The 14,395-nt window shown below is 35.3% G+C and carries 13 protein-coding genes; 5 read left to right on the top strand and 8 right to left on the bottom strand.

Annotated elements, in window-relative coordinates:
• Positions 1 to 579: 579 nt before the first annotated feature.
• From rsmG to rpmH, 8 genes are all read right to left on the bottom strand, one after another.
• Positions 580 to 1,317 (bottom strand): 16S rRNA (guanine(527)-N(7))-methyltransferase RsmG, encoded by a 738-nt coding sequence (rsmG, locus tag G634_RS0112035; protein WP_026505491.1) that lies wholly within the window; start codon positions 1,315 to 1,317, stop codon positions 580 to 582.
• Positions 1,318 to 1,338: 21 nt separating this feature from the next.
• Positions 1,339 to 3,258 (bottom strand): tRNA uridine-5-carboxymethylaminomethyl(34) synthesis enzyme MnmG, encoded by a 1,920-nt coding sequence (mnmG, locus tag G634_RS0112030; protein WP_026505490.1) that lies wholly within the window; start codon positions 3,256 to 3,258, stop codon positions 1,339 to 1,341.
• A gap of 19 nt (positions 3,259 to 3,277) precedes the next feature.
• Positions 3,278 to 4,705, bottom strand: coding sequence for a tRNA uridine-5-carboxymethylaminomethyl(34) synthesis GTPase MnmE (gene mnmE, locus G634_RS0112025; protein ID WP_026505489.1), 1,428 nt, complete (start codon positions 4,703 to 4,705; stop codon positions 3,278 to 3,280).
• A gap of 73 nt (positions 4,706 to 4,778) precedes the next feature.
• Positions 4,779 to 5,516, bottom strand: a complete 738-nt coding sequence (gene jag, locus G634_RS0112020; RefSeq protein WP_026505488.1) for an RNA-binding cell elongation regulator Jag/EloR — start codon at positions 5,514 to 5,516, stop codon at positions 4,779 to 4,781.
• A gap of 17 nt (positions 5,517 to 5,533) precedes the next feature.
• The gene (locus tag G634_RS0112015; protein ID WP_026505487.1) at positions 5,534 to 6,856 is read right to left on the bottom strand and encodes a YidC/Oxa1 family membrane protein insertase; all 1,323 of its coding nucleotides are present in this window, start codon (positions 6,854 to 6,856) and stop codon (positions 5,534 to 5,536) included.
• Positions 6,857 to 7,093 carry a membrane protein insertion efficiency factor YidD gene (gene yidD, locus G634_RS0112010; RefSeq protein ID WP_026505486.1) on the bottom strand — a complete coding sequence of 79 codons (237 nt, stop codon included), beginning with the start codon at positions 7,091 to 7,093 and terminating at the stop codon, positions 6,857 to 6,859. It lies immediately after the preceding gene.
• An 83-nt stretch (positions 7,094 to 7,176) separates the two neighbouring features.
• Positions 7,177 to 7,518 carry a ribonuclease P protein component gene (gene rnpA / locus G634_RS0112005; RefSeq protein ID WP_242826815.1) on the bottom strand — a complete coding sequence of 114 codons (342 nt, stop codon included), beginning with the start codon at positions 7,516 to 7,518 and terminating at the stop codon, positions 7,177 to 7,179.
• Positions 7,519 to 7,577: 59 nt separating this feature from the next.
• Positions 7,578 to 7,712 (bottom strand): 50S ribosomal protein L34, encoded by a 135-nt coding sequence (gene rpmH / locus G634_RS0112000; protein WP_026505484.1) that lies wholly within the window; start codon positions 7,710 to 7,712, stop codon positions 7,578 to 7,580.
• Between the two features lie 445 nt (positions 7,713 to 8,157).
• Between rpmH and dnaA the strand changes: the two genes are divergently transcribed.
• The 5 genes from dnaA to gyrB all read left to right on the top strand — a co-directional run bounded on the left by dnaA (position 8,158) and on the right by gyrB (position 14,372).
• Positions 8,158 to 9,606 (top strand): chromosomal replication initiator protein DnaA, encoded by a 1,449-nt coding sequence (gene dnaA / locus G634_RS0111995; protein ID WP_035799920.1) that lies wholly within the window; start codon positions 8,158 to 8,160, stop codon positions 9,604 to 9,606.
• 339 nt (positions 9,607 to 9,945) lie between these two features.
• A complete protein-coding gene (gene dnaN / locus G634_RS0111990; protein WP_026505482.1) occupies positions 9,946 to 11,064 on the top strand; it encodes a DNA polymerase III subunit beta in 1,119 nt (372 codons plus the stop codon).
• A gap of 20 nt (positions 11,065 to 11,084) precedes the next feature.
• Positions 11,085 to 11,300, top strand: a complete 216-nt coding sequence (locus tag G634_RS0111985; protein WP_026505481.1) for an RNA-binding S4 domain-containing protein — start codon at positions 11,085 to 11,087, stop codon at positions 11,298 to 11,300.
• Between the two features lies 1 nt (position 11,301).
• Entirely contained in the window at positions 11,302 to 12,405 is a 1,104-nt protein-coding gene (gene recF, locus G634_RS0111980; protein ID WP_026505480.1) for a DNA replication/repair protein RecF, read from the top strand.
• Positions 12,406 to 12,422: 17 nt separating this feature from the next.
• Positions 12,423 to 14,372 (top strand): DNA topoisomerase (ATP-hydrolyzing) subunit B, encoded by a 1,950-nt coding sequence (gyrB, locus tag G634_RS0111975; RefSeq protein WP_026505479.1) that lies wholly within the window; start codon positions 12,423 to 12,425, stop codon positions 14,370 to 14,372.
• Positions 14,373 to 14,395 lie beyond the last annotated feature (23 nt).

Genomic DNA, 14,395 nt, shown 5'->3' with positions numbered 1-14,395 from the left:
AGAACTGTTTATAAACGTTGGTTTTTGGGGTTAAAAGGCATCAATGATGCCTTTTAATCTGCTTTTGGCAGACGACATAATTTAAAAGTGTTTAAATTATGCCGCATTCTTATGCGCTGTTTTTTAGCGCATTACGTACCACTACGTTTATAATCAAGCGAAAGCGTGTCTGCGACGAAATATACAAACAGTAAAACAGAGTATATAGAAACAATAAAGTATGACTTCTTGCTGAGATTTAGGATAATCATCAGCAAGAATCCTGCTTCGCAGGACAAAATTTGTCTTGACGACAAATTTTGGTCTGGTACGGTTATTGATTTTCCTGATGAAAACAATAACCTATACAAAGTAAATACTTAAAACAATAATCATAAGCAAATATATAAAAACACGAAGAATTTACGTGGCATATAGCAAAGAATTAAATATCTAAATCAATATAAAAAGTTTTGTGTGGTGGTGATAAATAAGAATGAAATTTTATTTATTAGAATAAGTAAATATCAATCAGTAAATTTCAATTCATCAAAAATGTTTCACGTGAAACATTTTTGATGAATGAAAAATCCATTACTATTATAGAGGTTGTTTGGATGGTAGTCCAGCTTTTCGAGGATAAATTTTTGGAGTGATTTTACTTTTAGGAACTATTACTATAGTTCTTTCAATATCTGAGTTAGGAAGTTTATATTCTTTTACAGTTACAGATCCGCCACCAAGTTTATTAATGGCGTTTACTCCGGTTTCAAGTTCTTCCGAAACACGATTACTCTTGAATGCAAGAAAACGTCCATTTTGTTTAACATATGGAAGAACATATTCTGAAAGAGTAGACATATTTGCTACTGCTCTTGCACATCCAACATCAAATTTTTCACGAAGTTTTCCGGTTTTGAAATTAGAGTGATCCTCTGCTCTTCCATGTATTGTTTCAATATGTCCGCCATCTTTATTTAATTCAAGTGTTTCGATAACTTCATTTAAAAATTTCAATCTCTTGTTTAGTGAATCTAAAAGAGTGATGTTTAAATGAGGGTAGGCAATTTTTAAAACAATACCAGGAAATCCGGCACCAGTACCAACATCAATAAGAGATAAATTTTTTTGGTTAAAATCAAAGTACGGAGCGGCCATTAATGAATCAACAAAATGCAGTTTACAAACATCATCAAATTCTGTAATGGCTGTTAGGTTCATCACTTCGTTCCAAGAAACGAGCAATTCATAATATTTATCTAATTGTTCTAACTGATGTTGAGACAAAGTTATTGAGATAGTTGAAAGATCATCTATCAGGTTGGTAAAATTTCTCATTGAGTCTCTCCGATTATAAAACTAATTATTTTTCTTCTGTGCATCAAGGTAAACAAGAAGAACAGAAACATCAGCAGGATTTACCCCACTGATTCTAGAAGCCTGACCTATATTCACTGGTCTGAACTGTTTTAATCTCTGACGAGCTTCTATTCTAAGACTAGATACATCATCATAGTTTATATCAGCAGGAATTTTCTTCTCTTCCATTTTTTTGAAGGCAGAAACCTGTGCTTCCTGTCTGGTAATATAACCTTCATATCGAATGTTGATTTCAACTTGATCTGTAACAGCTTTACTGAGCTTTGGTCTATCAGGATCAATCGGTGCGAGATCATCATAGGATAATTCAGGTCTACAAATAAGCTCTGCAAGGGTGCAAGCAGTTTTTAATGGAGTTGAACCGTGTTCAATCATGAACTCTTGAATGTTTTTGGCTGCACCAACTCTTATAGATTTAAGTCTATCAATTTCCTCTTTGATTTGCTCTTCTTTCAAAAGAAGGCTTTGATATTCTTCTTCAGAAATAAGACCGGCTTCATAGCCTTTTTTTCTTAAACGAATATCGGCATTATCCTGACGAAGAAGAAGTCTGTACTCAGCCCTACTAGTCATCATTCTGTATGGTTCAAGATTATCTTTAGTAACAAGATCATCAACAAGAACTCCAATGTAACCTTCACTTCTATCGATAGTGATGTAAGGTTTATTTTTTATTTGCATTGCACAGTTAATACCTGCATAAAGTCCCTGAGCGGCAGCTTCCTCATATCCACTTGAACCATTAAACTGACCAGCGGAAAAAAGGCCTCTAATCTGTCTGATTTCAAGTGTTGGTGAAAGCTGTCCTGAACACAGACAATCATATTCGATTGCATAAGCATTTTTTACAATTTTACAATGTTCAAGTCCTGGAACAGAACGGTACATTTGAATCTGAACATCTTCAGGCATTGAAGAAGACATTCCATCAACATACATTTCGTTAGTAAATGTTCCCTCAGGTTCTATGAACACCTGATGTCTAATCTTATCAGGGAACTTTACAACTTTATCTTCTATTGAAGGACAATATCTTGGTCCGACACCTTCAATTACTCCTGCGTAAATAGGTGAACGATCAATGTTAGCTCTTATTATTTCATGAGTCTTTTCATTTGTATATGTAAGATAACAGGACATTTGCGGCTTCTGAACATCTTCAGGATTTGTGGAAAAAGAAAATGGTACAACAGGAGTATCACCAAACTGTTCTTCCATCTTGGAGTAGTCGATGCTATTGCCATCCATTCTTGCAGGAGTTCCTGTCTTGAAACGTCTAAGTCCGATACCGATATCGAGTAGTGATTTAGAGAGTTTATTGGAAGGTTGCATTCCATTTGGTCCTGTATATGTAATACTTTCACCACAAAGACAACGAGCTTTAAGGTATGTTCCAGTACATAAAATTGCGGATTTACAAGTATAAATTCCACCTGTTTCTATACGGACACCAATAACCTGTTTCTCATATCCAAGTTTCTTTTTATCTTCATCTGTAATTTCGCTTGTAAGTATTTCTACTACTTCTGTTTGTTTGATAGTAAGATTTTCTTGATTTTCCAATATTTTTTTCATTGAAAGAGAATATTGGAGTTTGTCTGCCTGCGCTCTTAGTGAATGAACTGCGGGTCCTTTGGATGTGTTGAGCATTTTTGACTGAAGAAATGTTTTATCTATATTTTTGCCCATTTCTCCACCAAGAGCATCAATTTCACGAACAAGATGACCTTTGGAAGATCCGCCAATGTGTGGGTTACATGGCATAAATGCAATATTATCAGCACTTACTGTAAAAATCATTGTAGAAAGACCAAGTCTTGCGCAAGCCAAAGCTGCTTCACATCCGGCATGTCCGGCACCTATAATACATACGTCAACTGATTCAATAATTTTATCCATTGTTTTATTTCCTTAATCATTACTTGCCCATACAAAACTTGGAGAATATTTCATTAACTAAGTCTTCACCTACTTCTTCACCGAGAATTTCACCAAGATATTTATAAGCATTCATTAAATCTATAGCATAAAAATCTTCGCTCATTCCATCCTCAACACTTTGTTCTACTAGCATAAGAGAAGAAAGCGCATTTTCTAAAAGCTTTTTGTGACGAAGATTTGTAACATACATCTCTTCACAAGGTACGAGATGTCCGTTAAAAAACAGTTCCACGATAGCTTGTTTCAAATCATTAATTCCGCTTTCATTGAGCATTGAAGTTTGAATGACTCTTGTGTTTTCACCATCTATATTTATAGCAGAAAAAATATTATCTGTCAGATTTTCTTTTGTTAAAATAATATTTTCTTCAAGATCAGATTTATTGAGAAGAACAATAACTTTCTTATCTTTTATTATTTCGGCAATCTGCTTGTCTTCTTCATCAAGTTCTCTTGTTGAATCTATTACATATAGGATAAGATCAGCATCGGAAGCATATTTTTTTGCCCTGTCCACACCGATTGCTTCAATTTTATCTGTGGCCTCACGAATGCCAGCAGTATCAATCACATGAAGTAGTAAATCAGAAATCTTAACATCATGTTCGATAACATCACGTGTAGTTCCAGCGATATCTGTTACGATTGCAGTTTCTTCGCCTGTTAGCACGTTTAAAAGTGAAGATTTTCCGCTATTTGGTTTTCCGACAATAACTGTAACTATACCTGACGTACGTAATCTTCCTTCATCGGCTGTACCTAGAAGTTTTTTAGTTTTTGATATCCATCTTGATAGATTGCCGGAAAGCTTTTCTGGATATCCGTCCAAATTATAGTTTTCAGGATCATCAAGTGCAGATTCAATAAATGCCATTTCATAGAGTATCTTTTCTCTAAGAGAATGTATTAAATCGCGCATAGAACCACGAAGCTGTTTTTCAGAGTTCTTCAAAGCAAACTCGTTTTTAGCTTCGATAATATCCATGACAGCTTCGGCTCTTGTTAAATCTATTCTTCCATTTAAAAAGGCTCTCTTGGTAAATTCTCCAGGCTCTGCAAGCCTGCACACATTTTCGTCAGAGGTAAGAAGTTTTAACACTTGCTGCATTACAAGACTTCCACCATGTGTATTGACTTCGACAACATCTTCGCGTGTATAGGAATGAGGTGCTTTCATTACTGAAACCATTACTTCATCTATGATATTCTCATCGTCATCAATGAAAAAACCAAATTTAATGGTCCCTGCTTCGTGTTCTTCCAAATCATGCACTTTTTTTGAATTAATATAGTATTTAGAAACACAGCTTATTGCTTTTTTTCCGCTTACTCTGATAATTCCTATACCTGCATCAGACATTGCAGTTGCAATAGCTGCGATAGTATCTTCATTTGTATGAATCATATTTTTGTTCTCTTTTTATAAAAACGTAGCCCTAATCTGTAATCTACAGAAAAGGGCTACTTATCAATAATTATCAGTTTCTTTTCAAAGTAATTACAACTCTGCGATAAGGTTCGTCACCCTCTGAATGTGTTGTAACATATCTGTCAGATTGAAGAGTTGAATGGATAATTCTTCTCTCATACGGATTCATAGGCTCAAGTGAAAAACTCTTACGAGTTTTTCTAACTGTAAAAGCAGTCTTCTTTGCGAGATTTTCAAGAGTAACTTTACGACGTGCACGATAGTTCTCAGTGTCAACTTTTACATGAATGTATTCAGGTTGATTCTTGTTGACAACAAGTGAAACAAGGTACTGAAGACTGTCGAGTGTCTGTCCTCTCTTCCCGATGAGAACGCCCATATCTTCACCGGATAAGTTGATGGAGAGAATCTTCTCTTCTACGTCAAAAGATACTTCAATATCAACAGGCATATCCATCGCATGGAAAACATCCTTGAGGAAAGTCTTAGCACTTGATTCAATTAAAGAGTAGTCAGTGTTTAAAGATGATTCGAATTTTGCAGGTTCTTTATCAAATTCAGTGTTATCTTCTTTAGGCTTAACTTCATTACTAACGCTTTCTTCAAATTTAAACTCTTTGATACGAGCACGAATTTTAGCAGGTTTAACACCCATTCCTAAAAATCCATTAGATCCTTCGGAAACGACTTCGTAATCAAGACGTTCTGAAATAACAGAAAATGTTTCGCACGCAAGTGTAATTGCGTCATTAACAGTTTTGGCTGTAAACTCCCTATATTCGTTCATAAATAAATGTCCCCCTGTTATTTATTCAACTGATCTTCTTCATATTTTTTAACAAGATTTGCAGCATATAGAAGTGAGTTAGGTCTTGCTTTGCCTGACTTATAATACTCTGCAGCTTCATCAAGCTTTTTCTGACGCTCTTCTTCTGTAAGAGGATTTGTTTCTTTTAGTTTGCTGATAGCTTCAGGGTTTCTGCTTGAAAAAGATGCATAAAGCTTCATGTCTGTTGCAAGAACCTTTGCTTTTGCAAGCTGTTTTTCATATTTTTCCTGGTTGTCTTTAATCATCTGATCGATATCAATCTTATCAATACGATGGTTAACAATAATAGAAAGAATAGTACGAACTACAGCAGATGCAATCCAGTAAAGACCAATACCGGCAGGCATTGAGAAACACAAAAATGCTGAGAATAAAGGCATAAATATGTTCATTGTTTTCATTGACTGCTGCATCTGTACGGACGGATCGTTAGGATCCTTTGGCGCATTCTTGTCGGTTGTCATAGATGTTGTAAGTTTTACAGACAAATACTGAGTAAACCATGCAAGAATAGGTACGATAAGAGCTCCGATAATAGCAAGAAGCGCAGCAGAAGAAAAACCATTAGCTGTTGCATTCTTGAACATGTAAGAAGGAGAATCGGAAATTGTAAGACCAAGGAAGTTGTTCATATCAAGAACGTTTTTGTGTCCAGTCTGTACAAGTCCCTTTAATGTATCGTTATTTGCTGCCCAGTTAGAAAGTGTGTTCCAGTCAGCGGAGGAAGCTTTGTTCAATATTTCTGTGTATACGTCAGCGTTTGCACCAGAAGCAAGTTCTTTAGTAAACTGACTTGCACCAGAAAAGCTGGAAATTACATCATGTGCGCCTTTGGTATTTACAAGAGCATCAGAGAGCTTTGCAAAGATGTTGTTTACAGCAGGTACGTATTTTGGCATGTTATAGATAACTCTGTAGAGAGGAAAAAGAACTGCCATCTGCAGTAGCATCTGAACACAGCTACCTGTCATGGATACGCCATACTTTTTGTAAACAGCCTGAATCTCCTGATTCATAGCCATTTGAGATTCCTGATCTTTTTTGTCTTTGTACTTACTCTGGATAGCTTTGATCTCCGGCTGCATTTTATTCTGAAGCTTAGAGAACTTCTGCTGACGATAAGTAAGAGGCAACATGCAAGTGTAGACAATAGCAGTAAACAGAATAATTGCAATACCGATATTACCTACTGTTACATTGCCGTTTGTGAAAAATGACGCGATTGCCCCTAGCATAATGAAAATTCCCTGCATTATAAAGCCGAGAACGTATGCAATCGCATTAATGATTGTATTCATTTACTCTTTTCCTCCAGTAAAAAAGTGTTCTGGAACCGGATCATATCCACCACTTGAAAATGGATTACATCTTAGTATTCGCCAGATTGCAAGCAAACCTCCCTTCAAAGCACCATGCTTTTCTACAGCTTCATAAGCATATTCACTGCAGGTTGGAATATATGGACACTTTGTTGACTTGAATGGCGAAATATGTCTTCGATAGAACCGGATCAGTAATAACATTATTTTTTTCATCTGCACCACCTTTTAAGGTATGCTAAATTTCAAAACTAATCACATATTGTGTAACAGCTTAAGACCCAGGCTGTGATAAGGTCTTAAACCCGCTCATTATTTTTTGTTAAATGAGCTTTTTCAGCCAGTTTGATAAAAGATGCTTCAAGCTGATGATAATCTGCCTGTTTGCTGTTAAATCTGGCAACGACTACAACGTCCCAACCACTATGAAACGCCTCTTCATGTAGTCTTGTAATTTCACGGATAAGTCTGGCAAAGTGATGTCTTACCACACTATTCCCTATTTTTTTAGAACAAGAGATACCAAGTCTGTTTTTTGTAAGACCATTTTTCCACACATAAACAACTAAGTTTCTGTCTGCAAAAGAACGACCTTTGGTATATACATTTCTAAAATCCTCTGTTTTTTTTAGTGATTCCACGATAACTCCTAAAAAAATAAGACCACATAGAAGTTATGTGGCCTTTAGTGTTTTTATCCTTAAGCGGATAATCTCTTTCTACCTTTACTTCTTCTGGCAGCAAGAACCTTTCTTCCGCCTGGAGTACTCATTCTAGCTCTGAAACCATGCACTCTCTTACGCTGAAGCTTGTGTGGCTGAAATGTCATCTTCATATGGGTTACACCTCCTTTACACAAATAAATAGATTTAAGAATCTGTTTCCTGACAGGAAAACAGATTCTGATAAGTCTGTATTAATCCTGTGTGGAAAAAATCGTTATAATTATATATAAAATTGAATGATTCGTCAAGCCTGTAAAACTCGCATAAAACAGAAAAATTAACGAAAATCCGTTTTATAACAAGTTATCCACATGTTACTAACCTATATTTGGTATTAAAAAGATTTTTTCACGACCAAATATGGAATATGTGGAAAAGATGTGGTTAATTTTGGAATAAAATAAATGAAAAAACACTTTTTATGTTCCAAAATACAGCATGAAAAGAGGTTAAAAAGAGCTTATTAAATTGAAGTTTGGACTGTTTTCGTTTATGATTAAATAAGACTTTAATCGTAGTTAATTTATTGTGATTTACAAACATGGGGAGGATTACATGTCTTTTGATGATAAGTGGGATTACATCAAGGGAGAATGGGACAAAATCAAAGAAACAATCCATGTTGATTCTGGAATAACAAGGATTTCGTTTGACACATGGATAAAACCGCTTGAATTATACGATTTTAATGATGAAACGGTATTTGTTTTAATTCCATCCGAAAATGTTATAGCCAAAAACTATATAGAAAAACACTATGGGATATTCTTCAAAGTAGCATTCTCAGAGGCTTTAGATATGCCTATAGATGTAGAATTTATTCTTCCAAAAGATATTCCAAAAACATTTGAGAACACAGACGCAGCCCCAAAAGAAGAAATCTTGAGTAAAGAAGATGAACTTTCTTATTCAAAGAAAAAAGAAACAGCTGCAAAAAACAATATTCCAAAACACGACATATCTTCTTTGACTAATTCCAAATTTAACCAGAAGTATGGATTTGAAACATTTATTGTAGGTCCTAATAATAAATTTGCCTATTCAGCAAGCCTAGCTGTTGCAGAAGCTATTGGAGAAGTTTACAATCCATTGTTTCTGTATGGAGGAGCAGGTCTTGGGAAAACGCATTTGATGCAGGCTATAGGAAATTATTTGACAAAGAATAATCCTAAAGCACGAATTTTATATGTAACTTCGCAGACATTCACTAATGAACTGATAGATTCTATACGGTCGAAAAATCATGAGGCAATGTCAGTTTTTAGAGACAAATACAAGAAGATAGATGTTCTGATGGTTGATGATGTACAGTTCATTATAGGGAAAGAATCAACACAAGAGGAGTTTTTTCATATTTTTAATGAGTTATATCAAGAGGGCAAACAAATCATACTCTCTTCCGATAAACCTCCGCGAGAAATGGCAACTTTGGAAGAAAGACTTAGATCAAGATTTGAAATGGGACTTACAGTAGACATTCTTCCACCTGACTATGAGACAAGAATGGCTATTTTACAAAGATACGAAGCGGGATTTGGCAAAGCAACATGCAATGAGGTTTTGGATTATATTGCTTCTAATATCAGGAGTAATATTAGAGAAATCGAAGGCGCATACAACAAGGTTGTAGCTTTTTCAAAGCTGGACAATTCTGAAATAACACTTGATACAGCAAAAAAAGCATTAAGAGATACAATTCTTATTAAGGAAGAAAAAATAATAACACCACAACTTATTGTGAATACGGTATGTGAACAGTTCGGAATAACATTAGAAGAAATAACTTCCAGGAAACGAAGCACAGAAATTGTTGTTCCAAGGCAGATTGCAATGTATCTGTGCAGAGAACTTACTGATGCTTCTCTTGTAGAAATTGGAAAAGTGCTAGGGAAAAAAGATCATACTACAGTTATGTCCAGCATCAACAGAATTGAAGCAAGAATAAGTGTCGAGAAAGAACTAGAAAAAAATATTAATATAATAAGGAAGAAACTAAATTTTTAGTTTAGAATCCAGTTTGCAAAAATAGTTAAAATGCACAATGGAAAAAGCAGATAAAAAGGTGTTAAAAAAAGGCTTTTAGGTTTGGATATGTTTTAATTATGCTTTAAGGCTTTATTTTTTGATTGTAGCGTATTATTAGATGATGATGGCTAAAAAATCTTAAAAATGAACCAAAATCGTAAATATGGGCAAATAAGCAAATTTAATAACGTTTAAATAATGGCTTTTCATTGTAAAAAATGCATAGAAATTGTATAATAGATAAGGCTATGTGTGTCGGATAGAATTCATGGAAACAATAACTAATTTAGATGTATAAGGGAAGGGAGAAGCAGAAATATGAAATTCGTCTGCTCGAAACAAGATTTAGTGGGCGGTCTTCAGATCGTATCAAAGGCAGTACCGGCTAAAACTACAATGTCAATTTTACAATGTGTACTTATTGATACAACTGAGGGTGTGATAAAGTTTATCGCAAACGATATGGAGCTTGGAATAGAGACTATCGTAAACGGTAATATTTTAGATCGCGGATATGTTGCTATTGATGCAAAAATATTTTTCGATATCATAAGAAAGCTTCCTGATAATGACGTAACAGTAGAGTCCACAAACTCTGAAGGTAATATAAAAGTCACAATATCCTGTGAAAAGGCTAAGTTTAGCATTTTGGGTCGCAGTGGTAATGATTTCTCATATCTTCCGGATATTGAGAGAATAGATGGAATTGAGATTTCACAGTATTCACTCCGTCAGATTATTTCTCAGACTATTTTCTCTACAGTAGAAAATGAATCTAATAAAATGATGAGCGGTGAATTGTTCGAAGTTGATGGAGAGACTCTTAAAGTAGTATCGCTTGATGGACATCGAATTTCCATAAGGAAGATTATACTTTCTCAAAGCTATGAACATAAGAGCGTTGTCGTTCCTGGAAAATCATTATCTGAAGTAAGTAAGATTCTGACAGATTCAACAGAGTCTATGGTTAAAATCTTTTTTACAGATAAACATATCGTATTTGAATTCGAGAAGACTCTTATTGTATCTAGACTATTAGATGGTCCTTATTTTAATATCAATCAGATGCTGTCATCAGATTATGAGACTAAAGTTACTATATCAAGAAAAGATTTTCTTGACTGTATAGACCGTGCTACTCTTCTGGTTAAAGAAGGCGATAAGAGACCGGTTATCATCACAATTGAAGATGATTTTCTGGAGATGAAGATTAATTCAGCAATCGGAGCAATGGATGAGAAAGTTGATATTGTAAAGCAAGGAAAGAGTCTTAAGATTGGTTTTAATCCTAAATTTCTCATCGATGCATTAAGAGCAATTGAAGATGATAAAGTAGATATCTATTTGGTTAATCCAAAAGCACCATGCTTTATAAGAGATGCAAATGAAAGCTATATTTATTTGATTCTTCCGGTTAACTTTACAACCATTGATTAATTGTATATAGAGGTAATAAGATGCAGGAAGTAAAACTTAGAGAAACAGATGATTTTATTAAACTTGGACAGGCTTTAAAAAAGGCAGGACTAGAAGAATCCGGTGCTGATGCCAAGGAAGATATTCAGGCAGGACTTGTCAAAGTTAATGGTGAAGTGGATACACGTCGTGGAAGAAAGCTTGTCGATGGAGACATTGTAAGTTATAACGGACAGGAATTTAAGGTGGTTAAATGAGATGATTATAAAGTCCTTAGAACTTGCTAATTTCCGTAATTACGACATTCTTCATATGGATTTTAGCAATGGTACTAACATTCTCTATGGCGATAATGCTCAGGGAAAGACCAATATACTGGAAGCAATTTTCCTGTCGGCTACTACTAAATCGCATAAGGGAGCCAAGGACAGGGAAATCATAAAGTTTAATCAGAGTGAAGGTCATATTCGTACAATTATGGAAAAAGATGGTGCAGAGTATCGTTTGGATATGCACCTTCGAAAAAATAAATCAAAGGGAATTGCAATAGATGGTCAGAAAGTAAAGCGTGCAGCAGATTATGTTGGGAAAATGAACGTTGTCTTCTTTTCTCCTGAAGATCTTGCTATTATCAAAAATGGTCCATCTGAGCGTAGAAGATTCATGGATTTGGAACTGTGCCAGCTGGATGCTTCCTATCTCTATAATTTGTCCCGGTTTAATAAGCTTTTAGTTGAACGAAATAAGATGCTAAAAGAGTTACATGAACATCCAGATTACAGAATTCTTCTGGATGTTCAAGATTCTCAGATGATAAGTTATGGTCAAAAAATAATTGAAATCCGTAAAAAATTCATTGAAAATCTGAACACTATTATCGGACCAATACATTTTAAATTAACTGGTGGAAAAGAACATTTAAGTATTTTTTATGAACCCTGTGTTGAAGCAGATGAATATGAAGCTGCGATGCAAAGGGTCAAAGATAGAGACTTATTCTTAAAACAGACCAGTATAGGGCCTCAAAAAGATGATTTTTCATTTATTGTTCAGCGAGAAAATGGTGGTGAGAAAATAGATTTGCGTAAGTTTGGTTCTCAAGGCCAGCAGCGTACGGCTTCTCTCTCGCTGAAACTTTCTGAAATAGAAATTGTTAAGCAGTTCAAAAAAGATAATCCAGTATTATTGTTAGATGATGTTTTGTCGGAACTTGATTCAAACAGACAGAATTATCTTTTAGATACAATCGGAGATATTCAAACTATTATTACTTGTACCGGTTATGATGAGTTTGTAAACCATAGATTTGAAATTAACAAATTGTTCGAAGTAATAAATGGTACTGTAACGAATAAGAATTAGATAGAAAGAGGTTTATAATGGCAAACAATGAAGAAGTTGTGTATGGTGCAGACCAGATACAGATTCTGGAAGGTCTTGAAGCTGTAAGAAAAAGACCGGGTATGTATATCGGAACTACAGCATCACGCGGCCTGCATCATTTGGTATATGAAATAGTAGATAACTCGGTAGATGAAGCACTTGCCGGATATTGTGATCATATAGAAGTAACTATTACTCCTGAGAACACAATAATTGTTAAAGATAATGGACGAGGAATTCCGACAGGTATCAATCACAAGTCAGGTCTTACTGGTGTAGAAGTTGTATTCACAATTCTTCATGCAGGTGGAAAATTTGGCGGTGGAGGATACAAGGTTTCTGGTGGACTTCACGGCGTAGGTGCATCAGTTGTAAATGCTCTTTCTGATTGGCTTATAGTTGATGTAAGACAAAATGGTCATATATATGAACAGAAATATGAAAGAGGTAAGGTACTTTGTCCTCTTACTATTGTAGGTGACTGTGATGAAAAGGATACAGGAACAACTGTTCATTTTAAGCCAGACGAAACTATTTTCAAAGAAACAACCGTATATGATTTTAATGTTTTAAAACAGAGATTAAGAGAGATGGCGTTCCTTACAAAAGGACTTCAGATTACTCTTATAGACGAAAGAAATGTTGAAGAAAATGAGGATAGCAAGCCTCGAACAGAGCATTTTAAATATGACGGAGGAATAAGCGAATTCGTTGCATATCTTAATAAGAGCAAATCTCCTGTGTATGAGCAGATAATGTATTTTGAGGGAGATAGAAATGATGTTCATGTAGAAGTTGCGCTCCAGCACAATGATGCTTTTAACGAAAGTATCTATACTTTTGTTAATAACATCAATACACCTGAAGGCGGAACTCACCTTGAAGGTTTCAAGATTGCTACTACTAAGATTTTTAACGATTATGCCAGAAGTAATAAGATGTTAAAAGATTCTGATGAAAACCTTACCGGTGAAGATATCAGAGAAGGAATGACAGCTATTATTTCTGTAAAAATACAGGATCCTCAGTTTGAAGGCCAGACAAAGGAAAAGCTCGGAAATTCAGAAGCAAGAAGTGCTGTTGCAGGAATCGTATCAGAACAGCTTACCTATTTTCTTGAGCAGAATCCACATGTTGGAAAGATTATACTAGATAAGGCTATTCTTGCACAAAGAGCAAGAAATGCAGCCAGAAAAGCAAGAGACCTTACAAGAAGAAAGACAGCACTCGACGGACTTGGCCTTCCTGGAAAACTTGCAGATTGTTCTGACAAGAACCCTAAAAACTGTGAAATTTTCATCGTAGAGGGAGATTCTGCGGGAGGTTCTGCAAAGACAGCAAGAAGCCGTGCAACGCAGGCTATTCTTCCACTTAGAGGAAAAATCTTAAACGTTGAAAAAGCAAGCGTCGAGAGAATCTATGGTAATGCTGAAATCAAGACGATGATAACAGCATTTGGTACAGGCATTCATGAAGATTTTGATATTGAAAAACTTCGTTACGATAAGATTATTATTATGAGCGATGCCGATGTAGACGGCGCCCATATCGCTACTTTAATGTTGACATTTATTTATCGTTTTATGCCAGAGCTTATCAGACAGGGACATGTATATTTGGCGCAGCCACCTCTTTACAAGCTCGAGAAGAACAAGAAAATCTGGTATGCATATTCTGACGAAGAACTTGCAAGCATTATAAATGAAGTTGGTCGTGACCAGAATAACAAGATTCAGCGATACAAGGGACTTGGTGAGATGGATCCTGAACAGTTATGGGAAACAACTATGGATCCAAAGACTCGTACTCTTCTGCGTGTAAGTATGGATACAGACGCTGAGTCAGAACTAGATGTAACCTTTACTACTCTCATGGGCGATAAGGTTGAGCCTAGACGTGAGTTCATTGAAGCAAATGCTAAATTTGTTCAGAATTTGGATATTTAAATAGATAGAAAAGGAATAGGCAG

Source organism: Butyrivibrio sp. NC3005 (genome assembly GCF_000424545.1).
GTDB lineage: Bacteria > Bacillota > Clostridia > Lachnospirales > Lachnospiraceae > Butyrivibrio.
Note: the sequence above shows the minus strand (reverse complement) of the source record. Positions and strands in the feature narration are given on the sequence as shown.

Coding starts and splice junctions, on each gene's coding strand:
- gyrB (WP_026505479.1), top strand. CDS start 12,423: ATGGCAAACAATGAAGAAGTTGTGTATGGTGCAGACCAGATACAGATT.
- G634_RS0112015 (WP_026505487.1), bottom strand. CDS start 6,856: ATGAATACAATCATTAATGCGATTGCATACGTTCTCGGCTTTATAATG.
- rpmH (WP_026505484.1), bottom strand. CDS start 7,712: ATGAAGATGACATTTCAGCCACACAAGCTTCAGCGTAAGAGAGTGCAT.
- mnmG (WP_026505490.1), bottom strand. CDS start 3,258: ATGGATAAAATTATTGAATCAGTTGACGTATGTATTATAGGTGCCGGA.
- yidD (WP_026505486.1), bottom strand. CDS start 7,093: ATGAAAAAAATAATGTTATTACTGATCCGGTTCTATCGAAGACATATT.
- jag (WP_026505488.1), bottom strand. CDS start 5,516: ATGAACGAATATAGGGAGTTTACAGCCAAAACTGTTAATGACGCAATT.
- dnaN (WP_026505482.1), top strand. CDS start 9,946: ATGAAATTCGTCTGCTCGAAACAAGATTTAGTGGGCGGTCTTCAGATC.
- rsmG (WP_026505491.1), bottom strand. CDS start 1,317: ATGAGAAATTTTACCAACCTGATAGATGATCTTTCAACTATCTCAATA.
- dnaA (WP_035799920.1), top strand. CDS start 8,158: ATGTCTTTTGATGATAAGTGGGATTACATCAAGGGAGAATGGGACAAA.
- G634_RS0111985 (WP_026505481.1), top strand. CDS start 11,085: ATGCAGGAAGTAAAACTTAGAGAAACAGATGATTTTATTAAACTTGGA.
- recF (WP_026505480.1), top strand. CDS start 11,302: ATGATTATAAAGTCCTTAGAACTTGCTAATTTCCGTAATTACGACATT.
- mnmE (WP_026505489.1), bottom strand. CDS start 4,705: ATGATTCATACAAATGAAGATACTATCGCAGCTATTGCAACTGCAATG.